Origin of the sequence: Variovorax sp. 278MFTsu5.1 (assembly GCF_048305045.1) — a bacterium.
Taxonomy (GTDB): domain Bacteria; phylum Pseudomonadota; class Gammaproteobacteria; order Burkholderiales; family Burkholderiaceae_C; genus Variovorax; species Variovorax guangxiensis.
In genome coordinates, this window is the sequence record NZ_CP157622.1 from 6,331,995 (window position 1) to 6,347,184 (window position 15,190).

Sequence of the window (15,190 nt, forward strand, 5' to 3'; positions counted from 1 at the left end):
CGGGCACGCGGAACTAAAATCGCGCCGCCCTTCTCTTGCACCAAGCCATGAAGAAATACCTCGCCGCAGCAGCTGTCGTCGTCGCATTGGCCACCGGCGTGGGCGTGTACCTCGGCTCGGGCGCCACTGCCGCTCCCGCCTCCACCTTCGTGCTGCTGGACGGCTCGCAGAAGAGCACGGCGGACCTGAAGGGCAAGGTCACCCTGGTCAACTTCTGGGCCACCAGCTGCGTGACCTGCGTGGGCGAGATGCCCAAGGTCATCGCCACCTACGACAAGTACAAGGCCCAGGGCTACGACACGCTGGCGGTGGCCATGAGCTACGACCCGCCGAGCTACGTCGTCAATTTCGCCCAGACACGCAAGTTGCCGTTCAAGGTGGCGATCGACAACACCGGCAGCGTGGCGCAGGCCTGGGGCGACGTGAAGCTCACGCCGACCACCTATCTGGTCAACAAGCGCGGCGAGATCGTGAAGCGCTATGTGGGCGAGCCGGACTTCGCCGAGCTGCACAAGCTCATCGAAAAACTCCTGGCCGAAGCCTGATCTCTCGCCAGCCCCAACGAAAAGGCGCCCCGAAAGGGCGCCTTTTGCTTTTGTCCTGTCGCGATCCGCTGCTTACTGCGCGCGGAAGCTGTCGTGGCAGGCCTTGCAGCTCGCGGCGGTCGGGCCGAACTGGGCCTTGAGGGCATCGAGATTGCCGGCCTTGGCGGCGGTCACCAGCTTGCCGGTTTCCTCGACCAGCTTCTGCTGGCGTTCCTTGAACTTGGCGTCTTCCTTCCAGATGTCGGGCTTGGCCTTGCCGCCCTCGGCACCGGCGGAGAAGCCTGCCCAGGGCAGCTTCGCCATGTCGGCGACCACTTCGGCATTGGCCGCGGCGGCGGCTGCGTCGTAAGGCGCGCGGCCGTTGGCCATGGCGCCGAGGCGGCCGAAGTGCTGGCTCATCACGAACAGCGAGCTCTGGCGGTACTTGATGGCGTCTTCGGGCTTGGCGAACTGGGCGGCCGCGGGAAGGGACATGGCCGCGCAGGCGGCTGCGACGGCCAGGGAGGCGAATCGTTTCATGGGTGATCCTCGTGTGGGGAAAAAACGCCATCGTGCGCGGCGCTGCGGGCGAGTGTAGGGGCGGGCCGTACCGGCCTCATAGCAACAACCCGAAGCGGCCTGGGGCCCGGACTTTGCTAATCTGCGCCTTCCGCAGCACCGCGCCCCCCAGCGCCTTCCTCGATGACCGACACCTCCGTGGCCGCCTTTCGCGCGGCCCCCGGCCCCGGCGCCCTCACCCGGGTCTGGGACCTGCCGACGCGCCTTTTCCACTGGGCGCTGGCCATCGCCGTCGTCGGCATGATCGGCACCGGCCTGAACGGGGCCATGGAGTGGCACTTCCGCATCGGCTACACGGTCCTGGCGCTGCTGCTTTTCAGGCTGCTCTGGGGCTTCATGGGCGGACGCTGGTCGCGCTTCGGGGCTTTCGTCTACGGGCCGGGCTCGCTGGCGGCCTACCTGAGCGGCCGGGCGCATCCGGACCACCTGATCGGGCACACGCCGCTGGGCGCGCTGTCGGTGTTCGCGGTGCTGGCCATCCTGGTGCTGCAGGTCGCGACCGGGCTGATGGCGGACGACGAGATCTCGGCCTCGGGGCCGCTCACCCGCTTCGTCTCCGGCGAGATCGTTGGCATGGCCACCGGCTGGCACAAGTCGCAGGGCAAGTGGATCGTGATCGCCCTTGCGAGCCTGCATGTGCTGGCCGTGCTGTTCTACGTGCTCATCAAGCGGCACCGCCTGGTGCGGCCGATGGTGTCGGGCGACAAGCTGGTCCCTTCCGAAAGCCGCCAAGTGGCGCCCAGCCGCGACGATGCGGCCTCGCGCTGGCTGGCGCTGGGGCTGTTCGCGCTATGCGCGGGCGTGGCCTGGTGGATTTCCTCGTTGCGCGTATGAGCTTCTCTGTTTCACGCCCCCTGCCGCTGTCGGCCATGCCGGCGGTGGTGCTGCTCACCCCCGAAGAGGCCCACGAGATCGAGGCGACACGCACGATCTTCCGTGACTACGCGGCTTCGCTGGGCATCGACCTGGATTTCCAAGATTTCGACGGCGAACTGGCGCAATTGCCCGGCGAATACGCCGAGCCGCGCGGCACGCTGCTGCTTGCGCTGGTCGATCCCGCGAACGTCAAGGAAGACGCCGGACGGCGGGCTCCGACGCTGCAGCGCGCCGACGGCACGCTGGCCCATGTGGCGGGGTGCTGCGCGCTGCGTCCGCTGGACAACGCGGACTACGCGAACGCGGCGGAAATGAAGCGCCTGTACGTGCGCCCCGGCTTCCGCGGCCTCGGGCTGGGCCGCCAGCTGGCCGAGGCGATCCTCGATGCCGCACGCAGCGCGGGTTACGGCTGCGTGCTGCTGGACACCCTCGACGACATGGAATCGGCCCGGGCGCTCTACGAAGACCTGGGTTTCGTGGAGGTACCGCCCTACTATCACAACCCCGTCGCCGGGGCTCACTACTTGAAAGTAGATCTCTGACCCGCCGGCCTCAGCCGCGGGCCTGGGCCAGCAGCGTGCCGGCGTCGCTCACTTCGAACTTGCCCGGTGCCTCGACGTTCAGCGTCGCGACCTTGCCGTCCTTCACCAGCATCGAGTAGCGGTTGCTGCGCAGGCCCATGCCGCGCCCGGTCAGGTCGAGCGTGAGGCCGGTGGCCTTCGCGAAGTCGGCGCTGCCGTCGGCCAGCATGCGAACCTTGGCGCCGGTCTTCTGGTCGCGCGCCCAGGCGCCCATCACGAAGGCGTCGTTCACGCTGACGCACCAGATCTCGTCCACGCCGGCGGCCTTGAAGTCGTCGAAGTGCTGAACATAGCCCGGCACGTGCTTGGCCGAACAGGTGGGGGTGAAGGCGCCGGGCAGCGCGAACAGCGCGATGGTCTTGCCAGCCGTCGCCTTGGCCACGTCCACGGGGTTCGGGCCGATGCTGCAGCCTTCGCCCTCGACTTCGGAGTATTCCTGCAGGGTGGCCGAGGGAAGGGTGTCGCCGACTTTGATCATTGAATGTGCTCCTGAAAAAGAAAAACGGCCCACATTGTGGGCCGTTTCCGGATCGGATGCCCCTGGGGGCTCCAATGATTGATCAGACCAGGACGGCCTTCTCGACCAGACGGGTCACGACCCAGTTCTTGGTCTTCGAGATCGGACGGCTTTCCGTGATCTCGATGGTGTCGCCCAGCTTGTACTCGCCCTTTTCGTCGTGGGCGTGGTACTTGCTCGTCTTGGCCACGATCTTGCCGTAGAGCTCGTGCTTCACACGACGCTCGACCAGCACCGTCACGGTCTTCGCGCGCTTGTCGCTGACCACCTTGCCGATCAAGGTGCGCTTGAGGGATTTTTTAGCTTCCGTCATGTTCACTCCTTACTTGGCGGCTTGGGCTTCTTGCTGCTTCTGGGCAAGAATGGTCTTGGCGCGCGCGATGTCGCGGCGGGTCACGCGCAGCGTCGAGGTGTTCGACAGCTGTTGCGTGGCCTTCTGCATGCGCAGGCCGAAGTGGGCCTTCTGCAGATCCTTGATTTCGGCTTGCAGGCCTGCGACGTCCTTCGTGCGCAGGGTTGCGGCCTTCGTCACCTTGGCCGGAGCCGCGGTTTCCTTCTTCTTACGTGTTGCCATGGATGTTCTCCTCTCAGGCGCCGAGCTGGCGAGCGACGAACGTCGTGCGCAGCGGCAGCTTGGCGGCAGCCAGGCGGAACGCTTCGCGGGCGAGCTCTTCGGGCACGCCGACGATCTCGAACACGATCTTGCCGGGCTGGATTTCGGCGACGTAGTACTCGGGGTTGCCCTTGCCGTTACCCATCCGCACTTCTGCGGGCTTGGTCGAGATCGGCTTGTCGGGGAACACGCGGATCCAGATACGGCCACCGCGCTTCACGTGACGCGAAATCGCGCGGCGAGCGGCTTCGATCTGGCGCGCCGTCAGGCGGCCGCGGTCGGTGCATTTGAGACCGAAGTCACCGAACGCAACCGAGTTACCCGTGGTTGCGATGCCGGTGTTGCGGCCCTTTTGTTCCTTGCGGAACTTTCTGCGTGCAGGTTGCAGCATGTTTTGTTACTCCGTGAGGGCCCCAGGCGCTTGCGCGCCCGGGAGCGACCGATTACTCGGCCTTGGCACCGTCCGCTGCTGCAGCGGGCGCGGCTTTGCGGACGCGCTTAACGGCGGGTTTCGAGTCTGCACCGGCACCGCCGGTTGCTTCTGCGGGCTTGTCGCTGCCATCGGCCGGAGCGGTGTTGCCACCGATCGGGCCGCGGGCACCGGCGCGCGGGCCGGGGCCACGGCGGTCGCTGCCCGGACGGTCGCCACCGGGGCGGCCATCGCGGCGGGGACCACGCGGGCGACGTTCTTCTTCAGGACGCGGCGTCTCGACGGCGGGCAGGTCGTTGCGACCCAGCGTGTCGCCCTTGTAGACCCACACCTTCACGCCGATGACGCCGTAGGTCGTCTTGGCTTCGGAGGTGCCGTAGTCGATGTCGGCGCGCAGGGTGTGCAGCGGCACGCGGCCTTCGCGATACCACTCGGTACGAGCGATTTCGATGCCGTTCAGACGGCCAGCCGACATGATCTTGATGCCCAGGGCACCCAGACGCATGGCGTTCTGCATGGCGCGCTTCATGGCGCGGCGGAACATGATCCGCTTCTCGAGCTGCTGCGTGATGCTGTCGGCGATCAGCTGCGCATCGATTTCGGGCTTGCGCACTTCTTCGATGTTGACCGCAACCGGCACGCCGAGCTGCTTGCCCAGTTCGCGCTTGAGGTTTTCGATGTCTTCGCCCTTCTTGCCGATCACGACGCCCGGACGAGCCGAGAAGATCGTGATGCGTGCGTTCTTGGCGGGACGCTCGATCATGACGCGCGAGACCGAAGCGTTCTTCAGCTTCTTCTTCAGGTACTCGCGAACCTTGATGTCTTCGGCCAGCATGCCCGCGAAATCGCGGTCGCTTGCGTACCAGCGGCTGGACCAATTACGGGTAACCGCCAGGCGGAAGCCGGTTGGGTGGATTTTCTGTCCCATATTTCTTCCAGGCTTAGTTGCCAACCGTCACGTACACATGGCACGTGGGCTTGCTGATGCGATTGCCGCGACCCTTGGCGCGCGCCGTGAAGCGCTTGAGCGTGGCGCCTTGCTCGACGTAGATGGTCTTGACCTTCAGTTCGTCGATGTCGGCACCGTCGTTGTGCTCGGCGTTGGCGATGGCCGACTCGAGCACCTTCTTCACGATCACAGCGGCCTTCTTCTGCGTGAATTGCAGGATGTTGAGCGCTTGATCGACCTTCTTGCCGCGGATGAGGTCAGCGACCAGACGGCCCTTGTCGACCGACAGGCGGACACCGCGGAGGACTGCACGTGTTTCAGACATGGTCGTTCCTTACTTCTTCTGGACTTTCTTGTCCGCGGGGTGCCCCTTGAACGTGCGGGTGAGCGCAAATTCGCCGAGCTTGTGGCCGACCATCTGGTCGGTGATGTACACAGGCACGTGTTGCTTGCCGTTGTGCACGGCGATGGTCAGGCCGATGAACTCGGGCAGAACCATCGAGCGGCGCGACCAGGTCTTGATCGGCTTCTTGTCCTTGGTCGTCACGGCCTTGTCGGCCTTGGCCACGAGGTGGTGGTCGACGAACGGACCCTTCTTGAGAGAGCGAGTCATTGGCTATCCCTTACTTCTTGCGACGCGACACGATGAATACCTGCGTGCGCTTGTTGTTGCGGGTCCGATAACCCTTGGTCAGATTGCCCCACGGGTCGACCGGATGACGGCCTTCGCCGGTACGGCCTTCACCACCACCGTGCGGGTGGTCGATCGGGTTCATCACCACGCCGCGGACGGTCGGGCGGATACCCATGTGACGCTTCACACCGGCCTTGCCGAGCTGGCGCAGGCTGTGCTCTTCGTTCGCCACTTCACCGATGGTCGCGCGGCACTCGATGTGAATGCGGCGGACTTCGCCCGAACGCATGCGGACCTGGGCGTAGACGCCTTCACGGGCCAGCAGCGTGGCCGAGGTACCGGCCGAGCGGGCGATCTGCGCGCCCTTGCCGGGCTGCAGTTCGATGCAGTGGATCGTCGAACCCACCGGAATGTTGCGGATCGGCAGGGTGTTGCCGGCGCGGATCGGGGCTTCGGCGCCCGACAGCAGCGTTGCACCGGCTTCCAGACCGCGCGGGGCGATGATGTAGCGGCGCTCGCCATCGGCGTAGCAGACCAGAGCGATGTGGGCGGTACGGTTCGGGTCGTATTCGATGCGTTCGACCTTGGCCGGGATGCCGTCCTTGTTGCGCACGAAGTCGACGACGCGGTAGTGGTGCTTGGCACCGCCGCCACGATGACGGATCGTGATGTGGCCGTTGTTGTTGCGGCCGGCCTTCTGGAACTGGGGTTCCAGCAGGGGGGCGTGAGGAGCACCCTTGAACAGGTGGTCACGCGAGATCTTCACCGCGCCGCGTTGGCCCGGCGAAGTGGGTTTCATCTTGATGACGGCCATGATTAAGCGCCTTCCCCGACGAGGTTGAGCTCTTGACCGGCCTTCAGGGTCACATAGGCCTTGCGAACGTTGTCGCGGCGGCCGACGGACTTGCCGAAGCGCTTGGTCTTGCCCTTGGTGTTGAGCACCGACACGCCCTTGACTTCGACCTTGAACATCAGTTCGACGGCGGCCTTGATTTCGGGCTTGGTGGCGTCTTGCAACACCTTGAAAGTGACAGCGTTCGACTTCTCGCCGACCATCGTGGCCTTTTCGGACACGATCGGGGCGACCAGCACCGACATCAGTCGGCCTTCGTCGAACGTACGTTCAGCGGCGGTGGGGTTCACGCGGCTCATGCGAACATCTCCTTGAGCTTGTCGACGGCACCCTTGGTGACCAGCACCTTCTTGTAGTGAACCAGCGACACCGGGTCGGCGTAACGGGGTTCGACCACGAGAACGTTGACCAGATTGCGCGAGGCAAGGTACAGGTTTTCGTCGACTTCTTCGGCGATCACGAGCACGGACTCGAGATTCATCGCCTTGAAACGGGCTGCCAGCGGCTTGGTCTTGGGCGAGTCGACCTTGATCGAGTCGACCACGGCCAGACGGCCTTCGCGAGCGAGCTGCGAGAAGATGGACGCCATGCCGGCGCGGTACATCTTCTTGTTGATCTTCTGCGAGAAGTTTTCGTCAGGCATGTTCGGGAAGATCCGGCCGCCCCCGCGCCACAGCGGCGAGGAAGTCATACCGGCACGGGCGCGGCCCGTTCCCTTTTGCTTGAAAGGCTTCTTGGTCGAGTGCTTGACCTGCTCGCGGTCCTTCTGGGCGCGAGTGCCTTGGCGTGCGTTGGCCTGGAAAGCAACGACGATCTGGTGGACCAGGTCTTCGTTGTAGTCACGGCCGAACACGGTCTCGGGGGCGTCGTACTTCGACGCGGCCTGGCCTTGTTCGTTCAGGAGTTCGAGTTCCATTACTTCGCTCCTTGGGCAGCCTGCGGCTTGGCCTTGATGGCGGGACGCACGGTGACGAAGCCACCCTTGGCACCCGGAATCGCGCCCTTGATGAGCAGCAGTTGACGTGCTTCGTCGATACGGAAGACGTCGAGGTTTTGCGTGGTGCGGGTGACGTCGCCGAGGTGGCCCGTCATGCGCTTGCCGGGAAACACGCGACCGGGGTCTTGCGCCATACCGATCGAGCCGGGCACGTTGTGCGAACGGCTGTTACCGTGCGACGCGCGCTGCGAGCTCATGTTATGACGCTTGATCGTGCCAGCGTAGCCCTTGCCGATGGACGTGCCCTGCACGTCCACCTTCTGGCCCACGGAGAAGACGCTTGCCACCGGGATCACGCCGCCAGCCTTGTGCTGACCAGCGGTATCGGCGGTAACGCGGAATTCCTGGATGATCTCACCGGCTTCGACACCCGCCTTGGCGAGGTGGCCGGCTTCGGGCTTCGTCACGCGCGATGCCTTGCGCGAACCGAACGTCACCTGCAGGGCGACGTAGCCATCGTTCTCTTGGGACTTGATCTGGGTCACGCGGTTGTTGGACACATCCACCACCGTGACGGGAACTGCGTCCCCGTCATCGGTGAAGAGACGCATCATCCCCACCTTGCGGCCCAGCAACCCGAGGGAGTTGCTCAGACTCATTTGTTTTCTCCAAAAATGGAAGCTTCCTTCGCCGCTGCCACTTCAATTGGCGACAGCGTTTGTCGGGCTTCCCCGAACTGCGGAAGAAGGTTGATAAATCTCTGCTCGCATAGCGCCCATGCGGGCGCAACAAGGGCAGAGCCAGCGATTATAGCCCGCGCTGCGGGCCTGGTGCAAGTGCCGCCATTGCGGCGCTTTCAGGCCTCGGAGGCCTGTTTTCGGGGCGTTTTCGAGCCTATTTCGGCTCTTTGGCCGGCATCGAGATGATCTTCTCGCCCTCCACCGACGATTTCATCTCGCCCGCAGCCTTCATGGCGGGCGCTGCGGCCCCGGTCTGGATGGGGATGGCGACGATGCTCATGGCACCGTTCTGCGTGACGAAGACGTTCAGGTAGGCAAGGCCTTCCCGGTCGACGGTGACACGCGCGGTGGCCGTAGTACTCTGGCCTGCCGGCAAGGCAAGGCTGCTGCTTGTTGCCAGGGAAAGGCCCGCATCGGTCGTCAAACGTGCGGTAGCGCCGGCAGGATCGCTCACGCCATCGAACTGGAGAACGACGGCGACCGAGCGCCCGACCTGCGCCGCGCCCTCGACCCTGTACTGGATCGCCACGCCGGAATCATTGGGCTTGCGAGCCGCAGCCGTCATGGGTGCTGCATTGCGGGAAGCGGCGGCCTGACTGGCCGCGCGCTGCCCGGGGGCACCGTCTGCGCACGCCGAGGCGGCAGCGAGCGCCAGAAGTGCAGCGGCGGTGGCAATCATCGGACTGGAACGGAGGTTCATGGTGGACTTCCTCGCTGCTGCTTATTGGATCAGCACGCCGAAGCAGGTGTTTGCGCCGGAGTTGTTGACATCATTGACGACCAGAACATGGTCGCCGGCCGACAGGTTGACCGAATTGGTGTTCCGGCTCACCACCCCGCCCCTGTAGATCACGAAATTGGGGCTGGCGCCCGCAGGCGGGGTGATCGCGAACTGGTAGCTGCGGCTCGCGGGTGCCGTGAAGCGCAGGTAGGAGAAGCTGCCGAGCTTGTTTCCGTCGCGCTGGGGATCTTCTGCGTTCGTCACGCAAGCCGAGGTGCTCGCACCGACCGTCGCCTGGTTGTACATCGGCAACACGTAGTTCACGGTCGGCGACCCGCCACCGTTGGTTTCCTGCGTGCCGTAGGCATCGTTGGAGGCGGCGTTGATGCTCTGGCCCGCCAGCAGCGTCGCCAAAGCCGGAGCATTGCCCGACGCCACCACGTTGAAAGCAGCAGTGAACGGGTGAATCGAGGTAACCGGCGCGCCGCCCCTGAACAGCGCGCTCGTCATCGTGTCGTGGATCGGCTTGAACCCGACCTGCTGGTTCAGGTTCCAGAAGATCGACTGGATCGAGGATTCGCGGAACCAGCCCGGATTGGTCGTCGGCCCCCTCGTCAGATCGAGATTGCCGCCCTGCGCCTGGCCGGGCCCGCCCGAATCGACATAGTTGCTGCGCCCCAGCGCAATTCCCGACCAGCCGTTGCCCCACCCTTCGGAGAAGGCCAGCCGGCGATCGACGCGCTCGCTCGTGGAGTGCGCGCCGCCAGTCGAGTCGTCGCGGCTGAAGGAGGCCTGGTAATAGTGGCCCCATTCGTGGGCAATCACCGGCGCATCGAATTCGTCGGTATCCACGTTCTCCTTGCCGAGCACGTAGATCTCGGCGCCCGAGCTCCTGCCCACGAAGAAGGTGGTGCCGATCTGCCCCAGCGCGATGCTGCCGCCGGAGTTGGTGTTGTTGACGCTCCAGAACACCTTCAGCGATGGGAATGCCGTCGCCGGAGCGGCCGTCATCACCTTCTGCATCGCGGTATAGACCGTGTCCATGATGGCGAACGGCCCCGACACGCGCTGACCGGTGTAGCTCGAGCCGCCCCAGCCGCTGGCGGCGCGCAGGTCACGGGTGAGCGCAGCGCTGCCCGTGGAGAACACCGAGGACTGCATGGAATAGATCGCGCTCGACTGCGTGTTGTCCCGGACGGTGACGTCCCAGGTCGGGAGCGCGCCGGTACGGGTCAGCTGGGCCCGCACACGGACGATGACGTTCGTGTTGCCCTGGACATTCACCGAATAGGCCCCGTTCTCGTCGGTGGCCGTCGTGGCAAGCTGGTTGCCGCTGGCGGCATCGAGCACTTCGACAAAAGCACCGCGCACCGGTTTGACCGTGGTGTCGGCGTACACGAGGCGGCCGCTGGGATTGGGCACCGACTCGTAGGTGGCCGTACCGCTCAGCGCAACCGGTGTCGTCGGGATCAAAGGGAGCAAGGGGATGCCACCGCCGCCCCCTCCTCCTCCGCCACCGCAAGCAGTCAGAAGCGCTGCCGCGACACAGGCAACCAGGCCCGACGAAAAAGAGATGCGTTGTCCCATAGTTGTGCTGCCCTCGCTTCAGCTACCCGACACCTCGGAAATTGGCGGGCGTCGGCACGGGAGGATGCCACATTCGTGAGACATAAAGCACAAAACCCGCCTGCATTTCTGCAGGCGGGTTTTGCAGCACTTGCGGCGCGAAGCCGAATGGATTACTGCAGCTTGATTTCGACGTCCACGCCAGCCGGCAGGTCGAGCTTCATCAGCGCGTCCACGGTCTTGTCGGTCGGGTCGACGATGTCCATCAGGCGCTGGTGCGTACGGATTTCCAGCTGGTCGCGCGACGTCTTGTTGACGTGCGGCGAACGCAGGATGTCGAAGCGCTTCATGCGGGTCGGCAGGGGCACGGGGCCCTTGACGATCGCGCCGGTGCGCTTTGCGGTGTCCACGATTTCAGCGGCCGACTGGTCGATCAGCTTGTAGTCGAATGCCTTCAGGCGGATGCGGATCTTTTGCTTGGTAGCCATGGTGATTCCTTTGCTCCCGTCTTGATTACAGGTCGAGGATCTTCGCCACGACGCCCGAACCCACGGTGCGGCCGCCTTCGCGGATGGCGAAGCGCAGGCCTTCTTCCATGGCGATCGGGGCGATCAGCTTCACGGTGATGCTGACGTTGTCGCCGGGCATGACCATTTCCTTGTCCTTGGGCAGCTCGATCGCACCGGTCACGTCCGTCGTGCGGAAGTAGAACTGCGGACGGTAGTTGTTGAAGAACGGCGTGTGACGGCCGCCTTCGTCCTTCGACAGAACGTACACCTCGGCGGTGAAGTGCGTGTGCGGCTTGATCGAGCCGGGCTTGCACAGCACCTGGCCGCGCTCGACTTCTTCGCGCTTCGTGCCGCGCAGCAGCACGCCCACGTTGTCGCCGGCTTGACCCTGGTCCAGCAGCTTGCGGAACATTTCCACGCCGGTGCAGGTGGTCTTGACCGTCGGGCGGATGCCCACGATTTCGATTTCTTCACCGACCTTGATCACGCCGCGCTCGACGGCGCCGGTCACCACCGTGCCGCGACCCGAGATCGAGAACACGTCTTCCACGGGCATCAGGAACGTGCCGTCCACGGCGCGCTCGGGCGTCGGGATGTACGTGTCCAGGGCTTCGGCCAGCTTCATGATCGAGCCTTCGCCGAGCTCGCCCTTGTCGCCTTCCAGGGCCAGCTTGGCCGAGCCGTGGATGATGGGGGTGTCGTCGCCGGGGAATTCGTACTTATCGAGGAGTTCGCGGACTTCCATCTCGACCAGCTCGAGCAGTTCCTTGTCGTCGACCATGTCGCACTTGTTCAGGAACACGATGATGTAGCCCACGCCCACCTGGCGAGCCAGCAGGATGTGTTCACGGGTCTGGGGCATCGGGCCGTCGGCGGCCGAGCACACCAGGATGGCGCCGTCCATCTGGGCAGCGCCGGTGATCATGTTCTTCACGTAGTCGGCGTGGCCGGGGCAGTCGACGTGTGCGTAGTGGCGGTTGGCCGTTTCGTACTCGACGTGCGCGGTGTTGATCGTGATGCCGCGTGCCTTTTCTTCAGGCGCAGCGTCGATCTGGTCGTAGGCCTTGGCTTCGCCGCCGAACTTCGACGACAGCACCGTTGCGATCGCAGCCGTCAGCGTGGTCTTGCCGTGGTCGACGTGACCGATCGTGCCCACGTTCACGTGCGGCTTGGTGCGGGTGAATTTACCTTTTGCCATTTTTCAATCCTTGAAAGAGCAGTCCCGTGTATTGGTTTTATGTCTGCATCCGGTTGCTGATTCGCCCCGCACGGGAACAGGGCGGCACCGGATCGCAGACAAGAAGGGCCATGCACTGCATGACCCGACGTTCTTGAAAAGCTTACTTGGCGCGAGCGGCCACGATGGCTTCGGCAACGTTGCGCGGAGCTTCGGCGTAGTGCTTGAACTCCATCGTGTACGTTGCACGGCCTTGCGACATCGAGCGCAGCGTGGTCGAGTAGCCGAACATTTCCGACAGCGGCACTTCTGCCTTGATGGCCTTGCCGCCACCGACCATGTCGTCCATGCCCTGCACCATGCCGCGGCGGGACGACAGGTCGCCCATCACGTTGCCGGCGTAGTCTTCGGGCGTTTCCACTTCCACGGCCATCATCGGCTCGAGGATCACGGGGTTGGCCTTGCGGGCACCTTCCTTGAAGCCGAAGATCGCGGCCATCTTGAACGCCATTTCGTTCGAGTCCACGTCGTGGTACGAACCGAAGTGCAGCGTGACCTTGACGTCCACGACGGGGTAGCCCGCCAGCACGCCCTGGCCCAGTGCTTCCACGATGCCCTTCTCGACCGCGGGGATGTATTCGCGAGGAACCACACCGCCCTTGATGGCGTCGACGAACTCGAAGCCCTTGCCGGCTTCCTGGGGTTCGATCTTCAGCACCACGTGACCGTACTGGCCCTTGCCGCCCGACTGGCGAACGAACTTGCCTTCGGCTTCCTCGACGGTCTTGCGGATCGTTTCGCGGTAGGCCACCTGCGGCTTGCCCACGTTGGCTTCCACGCCGAATTCGCGCTTCATGCGGTCCACGATGATTTCGAGGTGGAGCTCGCCCATGCCGCCGATGATGGTCTGGCCGGATTCTTCGTCGGTGTTGACGCGGAACGAGGGGTCTTCCTGCGCCAGGCGGCCCAGTGCGATACCCATCTTTTCCTGGTCGGCCTTGCTCTTCGGCTCCACGGCCTGGCGGATCACCGGCTCAGGGAAGTGCATGCGCTCGAGGGTCACGACGGCTTCCGGATCGCACAGCGTCTCGCCGGTGGTCACGTCCTTCAGGCCCACGCAGGCGGCGATGTCGCCGGCGCGGATTTCGCTGACTTCTTCACGGTTGTTGGCGTGCATCTGCACGATACGGCCGATACGTTCCTTCTTGCCGCGCACCGGGTTGTAGACGCTGTCGCCCTTCGAGAGCACGCCCGAGTAGACGCGCACGAAGGTCAGCTGGCCCACGAACGGGTCGGTCATCAGCTTGAATGCCAGGGCCGAGAACTTCTCGTTGTCGTCTGCCTTGCGGGTCGTGGGCGTTTCGTCTTCCGACACGCCAGCCACCGGCGGGATGTCCAGCGGCGAGGGCATGTATTCGACGACAGCGTCGAGCATGGCCTGCACGCCCTTGTTCTTGAAGGCCGAGCCGCACAGCATCGGCTGGATTTCGCCTGCGATGGTGCGCTGGCGCAGGGCCTTCTTGATCTCTTCCTCGCTCAGCTCGCCGCCTTCGAGGTACTTGTTCATCAGGTCTTCGCTGGCTTCGGCAGCCGCTTCGACGAGCTTTTCGCGGTATTCGTTGCAGACGTCGACCAGGTTGGCGGGAATGTCGCCGTACTGGAAGGTCACGCCCTTGTCCTCGTCCCAGATGATCGCCTTCATCTTCACGAGGTCGACGATGCCCTGGAAGTGCTCTTCGGCGCCGATCGGGATCTGGATCACGACGGGGTTGGCCTTCAGGCGGTCGATCATCATCTGACGGACGCGCAGGAAGTCGGCACCGGTACGGTCCATCTTGTTGACGAACGCGAGACGCGGAACCTTGTACTTGTTGGCCTGGCGCCAGACGGTTTCCGACTGGGGCTGCACGCCGCCGACGGCGTCGTACACCATCACGGCGCCGTCCAGCACGCGCATCGAGCGCTCGACTTCAATGGTGAAGTCCACGTGGCCGGGGGTGTCGATGATGTTGATGCGGTGTTCGTCGAACTTGCCGGCCATGCCCTTCCAGAAGCAGGTGGTAGCAGCCGAGGTGATGGTGATGCCGCGCTCTTGCTCTTGCTCCATCCAGTCCATCGTGGCGGCGCCGTCGTGCACTTCACCGATCTTGTGGTTCACACCGGTGTAGAACAGGATGCGTTCGGTCGTCGTGGTCTTGCCAGCGTCGATGTGCGCGGAGATGCCGATGTTGCGGTAGCGCTCGATGGGGGTCTTGCGGGACATGATTTACTTTCGGGTTAAATGCGTTGAGCGCTGGGCCTCGAGAACGGGCCTTGCACCCGTCACCCGACACCCAACGCCCAAGCGAAGTTTGGTTTTTAGAAGCGGAAGTGGCTGAATGCGCGGTTGGCTTCTGCCATGCGGTGCACTTCGTCGCGCTTCTTCATTGCGCCGCCACGGCCTTCCGTGGCTTCCATCAGTTCGTTGGCCAGACGCAGGGCCATCGACTTCTCGCCGCGCTTGCGGGCGGCTTCCTTGATCCAGCGCATCGACAGGGCGAGGCGACGGACGGGGCGGACTTCAACCGGCACCTGGTAGTTCGCACCGCCGACGCGGCGCGACTTCACTTCGACCATCGGCTTCACGTTGTTGATGGCAACGGTGAACGCCTCGAGGGGGTCCTTGTCCGGGTTCTTCTTCTCGATGAAGTCGAGCGCGCCGTAGATGATGCGCTCGGCAACAGCCTTCTTGCCGCCTTCCATGATCACGTTCATGAATTTGGACAGCTCGACATTGCCGTACTTGGGATCCGGCAGGATTTCACGTTTGGGGACTTCGCGACGACGTGGCATTTTTCTAACCTCTTTGCTTCAGTTGGCACCGTTTCCGGCACCGCGAGAGCCAGTCAGGACTCTCACTTACTCGACCCGACAGTGGGTCACTTCGTTCGATGTACCCGCCAAGGTAACCGAACACCGTTTGTTTTTGACGACAGGAAGACCTA

The 15,190-nt window shown here is 64.1% G+C and carries 21 protein-coding genes; 3 read left to right on the plus strand and 18 right to left on the minus strand.

Annotation, left to right across the window (positions count from 1 at the left end; all coding sequences use genetic code 11):
• Positions 1-47: 47 nt before the first annotated feature.
• On the plus strand, positions 48-545 hold the full coding sequence (locus ABL844_RS29490; RefSeq protein ID WP_126025400.1) for a TlpA disulfide reductase family protein: 498 nt from the start codon (positions 48-50) through the stop codon (positions 543-545).
• Between the two features lie 72 nt (positions 546-617).
• Here the strand turns inward: ABL844_RS29490 and ABL844_RS29495 are convergent, their stop codons facing one another.
• The gene (locus tag ABL844_RS29495; protein WP_418118218.1) at positions 618-1,064 is read right to left on the minus strand and encodes a c-type cytochrome; all 447 of its coding nucleotides are present in this window, start codon (positions 1,062-1,064) and stop codon (positions 618-620) included.
• Between the two features lie 162 nt (positions 1,065-1,226).
• Between ABL844_RS29495 and ABL844_RS29500 the strand changes: the two genes are divergently transcribed.
• Positions 1,227-1,937 (plus strand): cytochrome b/b6 domain-containing protein, encoded by a 711-nt coding sequence (locus ABL844_RS29500; RefSeq protein ID WP_418129852.1) that lies wholly within the window; start codon positions 1,227-1,229, stop codon positions 1,935-1,937.
• Positions 1,934-2,521 carry a GNAT family N-acetyltransferase gene (locus ABL844_RS29505; protein ID WP_126025403.1) on the plus strand — a complete coding sequence of 196 codons (588 nt, stop codon included), beginning with the start codon at positions 1,934-1,936 and terminating at the stop codon, positions 2,519-2,521. Before ABL844_RS29500 ends, ABL844_RS29505 begins: the two co-directional genes overlap by 4 nt.
• Before the next feature lie 10 nt (positions 2,522-2,531).
• On the opposite strand, the gene ABL844_RS29510 is transcribed toward ABL844_RS29505, so the two are convergent.
• The 17 genes from ABL844_RS29510 to rpsG all read right to left on the minus strand — a co-directional run bounded on the left by ABL844_RS29510 (position 2,532) and on the right by rpsG (position 15,038).
• The gene (locus ABL844_RS29510; RefSeq protein ID WP_126025404.1) at positions 2,532-3,038 is read right to left on the minus strand and encodes a peroxiredoxin; all 507 of its coding nucleotides are present in this window, start codon (positions 3,036-3,038) and stop codon (positions 2,532-2,534) included.
• A gap of 82 nt (positions 3,039-3,120) precedes the next feature.
• Positions 3,121-3,390 (minus strand): 30S ribosomal protein S17, encoded by a 270-nt coding sequence (rpsQ, locus tag ABL844_RS29515; RefSeq protein ID WP_015867662.1) that lies wholly within the window; start codon positions 3,388-3,390, stop codon positions 3,121-3,123.
• A gap of 9 nt (positions 3,391-3,399) precedes the next feature.
• Positions 3,400-3,609 (minus strand): 50S ribosomal protein L29, encoded by a 210-nt coding sequence (gene rpmC, locus ABL844_RS29520; RefSeq protein ID WP_026346743.1) that lies wholly within the window; start codon positions 3,607-3,609, stop codon positions 3,400-3,402.
• 55 nt (positions 3,610-3,664) lie between these two features.
• Positions 3,665-4,081: a 50S ribosomal protein L16 gene (rplP, locus tag ABL844_RS29525; protein ID WP_007838137.1), complete on the minus strand. Its 417-nt coding sequence runs from the start codon at positions 4,079-4,081 to the stop codon at positions 3,665-3,667.
• Positions 4,082-4,133: 52 nt separating this feature from the next.
• Positions 4,134-5,048, minus strand: a complete 915-nt coding sequence (rpsC, locus tag ABL844_RS29530; RefSeq protein ID WP_126025405.1) for a 30S ribosomal protein S3 — start codon at positions 5,046-5,048, stop codon at positions 4,134-4,136.
• Positions 5,049-5,061: 13 nt separating this feature from the next.
• On the minus strand, positions 5,062-5,394 hold the full coding sequence (rplV, locus tag ABL844_RS29535) for a 50S ribosomal protein L22 (protein ID WP_019657678.1): 333 nt from the start codon (positions 5,392-5,394) through the stop codon (positions 5,062-5,064).
• 9 nt (positions 5,395-5,403) lie between these two features.
• The gene (gene rpsS / locus ABL844_RS29540) at positions 5,404-5,682 is read right to left on the minus strand and encodes a 30S ribosomal protein S19 (protein ID WP_007838132.1); all 279 of its coding nucleotides are present in this window, start codon (positions 5,680-5,682) and stop codon (positions 5,404-5,406) included.
• 10 nt (positions 5,683-5,692) lie between these two features.
• A complete protein-coding gene (rplB, locus tag ABL844_RS29545) occupies positions 5,693-6,517 on the minus strand; it encodes a 50S ribosomal protein L2 (protein ID WP_126025406.1) in 825 nt (274 codons plus the stop codon).
• A gap of 2 nt (positions 6,518-6,519) precedes the next feature.
• The gene (rplW, locus tag ABL844_RS29550; protein ID WP_126025407.1) at positions 6,520-6,855 is read right to left on the minus strand and encodes a 50S ribosomal protein L23; all 336 of its coding nucleotides are present in this window, start codon (positions 6,853-6,855) and stop codon (positions 6,520-6,522) included.
• The gene (gene rplD, locus ABL844_RS29555; protein ID WP_019657681.1) at positions 6,852-7,472 is read right to left on the minus strand and encodes a 50S ribosomal protein L4; all 621 of its coding nucleotides are present in this window, start codon (positions 7,470-7,472) and stop codon (positions 6,852-6,854) included. Before rplD ends, rplW begins: the two co-directional genes overlap by 4 nt.
• Positions 7,472-8,152 (minus strand): 50S ribosomal protein L3, encoded by a 681-nt coding sequence (gene rplC, locus ABL844_RS29560; RefSeq protein WP_126025408.1) that lies wholly within the window; start codon positions 8,150-8,152, stop codon positions 7,472-7,474. Before rplC ends, rplD begins: the two co-directional genes overlap by 1 nt.
• A 235-nt stretch (positions 8,153-8,387) precedes the next feature.
• Positions 8,388-8,933 carry a hypothetical protein gene (locus ABL844_RS29565; RefSeq protein ID WP_418129853.1) on the minus strand — a complete coding sequence of 182 codons (546 nt, stop codon included), beginning with the start codon at positions 8,931-8,933 and terminating at the stop codon, positions 8,388-8,390.
• Positions 8,934-8,954: 21 nt separating this feature from the next.
• A complete protein-coding gene (locus ABL844_RS29570; RefSeq protein WP_184642144.1) occupies positions 8,955-10,541 on the minus strand; it encodes a hypothetical protein in 1,587 nt (528 codons plus the stop codon).
• Positions 10,542-10,693: 152 nt separating this feature from the next.
• Positions 10,694-11,008, minus strand: coding sequence for a 30S ribosomal protein S10 (gene rpsJ, locus ABL844_RS29575; protein ID WP_007838118.1), 315 nt, complete (start codon positions 11,006-11,008; stop codon positions 10,694-10,696).
• A 25-nt stretch (positions 11,009-11,033) separates the two neighbouring features.
• Positions 11,034-12,227 carry an elongation factor Tu gene (gene tuf / locus ABL844_RS29580; protein WP_093210122.1) on the minus strand — a complete coding sequence of 398 codons (1,194 nt, stop codon included), beginning with the start codon at positions 12,225-12,227 and terminating at the stop codon, positions 11,034-11,036.
• 142 nt (positions 12,228-12,369) lie between these two features.
• On the minus strand, positions 12,370-14,469 hold the full coding sequence (gene fusA / locus ABL844_RS29585) for an elongation factor G (protein ID WP_126025518.1): 2,100 nt from the start codon (positions 14,467-14,469) through the stop codon (positions 12,370-12,372).
• Positions 14,470-14,564: 95 nt separating this feature from the next.
• A complete protein-coding gene (gene rpsG / locus ABL844_RS29590; RefSeq protein ID WP_007829591.1) occupies positions 14,565-15,038 on the minus strand; it encodes a 30S ribosomal protein S7 in 474 nt (157 codons plus the stop codon).
• Positions 15,039-15,190 lie beyond the last annotated feature (152 nt).

Coding starts and splice junctions, on each gene's coding strand:
- ABL844_RS29490 (WP_126025400.1), top strand. CDS start 48: ATGAAGAAATACCTCGCCGCAGCAGCTGTCGTCGTCGCATTGGCCACC.
- ABL844_RS29495 (WP_418118218.1), bottom strand. CDS start 1,064: ATGAAACGATTCGCCTCCCTGGCCGTCGCAGCCGCCTGCGCGGCCATG.
- ABL844_RS29500 (WP_418129852.1), top strand. CDS start 1,227: ATGACCGACACCTCCGTGGCCGCCTTTCGCGCGGCCCCCGGCCCCGGC.
- ABL844_RS29505 (WP_126025403.1), top strand. CDS start 1,934: ATGAGCTTCTCTGTTTCACGCCCCCTGCCGCTGTCGGCCATGCCGGCG.
- ABL844_RS29510 (WP_126025404.1), bottom strand. CDS start 3,038: ATGATCAAAGTCGGCGACACCCTTCCCTCGGCCACCCTGCAGGAATAC.
- rpsQ (WP_015867662.1), bottom strand. CDS start 3,390: ATGACGGAAGCTAAAAAATCCCTCAAGCGCACCTTGATCGGCAAGGTG.
- rplP (WP_007838137.1), bottom strand. CDS start 4,081: ATGCTGCAACCTGCACGCAGAAAGTTCCGCAAGGAACAAAAGGGCCGC.
- rpsC (WP_126025405.1), bottom strand. CDS start 5,048: ATGGGACAGAAAATCCACCCAACCGGCTTCCGCCTGGCGGTTACCCGT.
- rplV (WP_019657678.1), bottom strand. CDS start 5,394: ATGTCTGAAACACGTGCAGTCCTCCGCGGTGTCCGCCTGTCGGTCGAC.
- rpsS (WP_007838132.1), bottom strand. CDS start 5,682: ATGACTCGCTCTCTCAAGAAGGGTCCGTTCGTCGACCACCACCTCGTG.
- rplB (WP_126025406.1), bottom strand. CDS start 6,517: ATGGCCGTCATCAAGATGAAACCCACTTCGCCGGGCCAACGCGGCGCG.
- rplW (WP_126025407.1), bottom strand. CDS start 6,855: ATGAGCCGCGTGAACCCCACCGCCGCTGAACGTACGTTCGACGAAGGC.
- rplD (WP_019657681.1), bottom strand. CDS start 7,472: ATGGAACTCGAACTCCTGAACGAACAAGGCCAGGCCGCGTCGAAGTAC.
- rplC (WP_126025408.1), bottom strand. CDS start 8,152: ATGAGTCTGAGCAACTCCCTCGGGTTGCTGGGCCGCAAGGTGGGGATG.
- ABL844_RS29565 (WP_418129853.1), bottom strand. CDS start 8,933: ATGAACCTCCGTTCCAGTCCGATGATTGCCACCGCCGCTGCACTTCTG.
- ABL844_RS29570 (WP_184642144.1), bottom strand. CDS start 10,541: ATGGGACAACGCATCTCTTTTTCGTCGGGCCTGGTTGCCTGTGTCGCG.
- rpsJ (WP_007838118.1), bottom strand. CDS start 11,008: ATGGCTACCAAGCAAAAGATCCGCATCCGCCTGAAGGCATTCGACTAC.
- tuf (WP_093210122.1), bottom strand. CDS start 12,227: ATGGCAAAAGGTAAATTCACCCGCACCAAGCCGCACGTGAACGTGGGC.
- fusA (WP_126025518.1), bottom strand. CDS start 14,469: ATGTCCCGCAAGACCCCCATCGAGCGCTACCGCAACATCGGCATCTCC.
- rpsG (WP_007829591.1), bottom strand. CDS start 15,038: ATGCCACGTCGTCGCGAAGTCCCCAAACGTGAAATCCTGCCGGATCCC.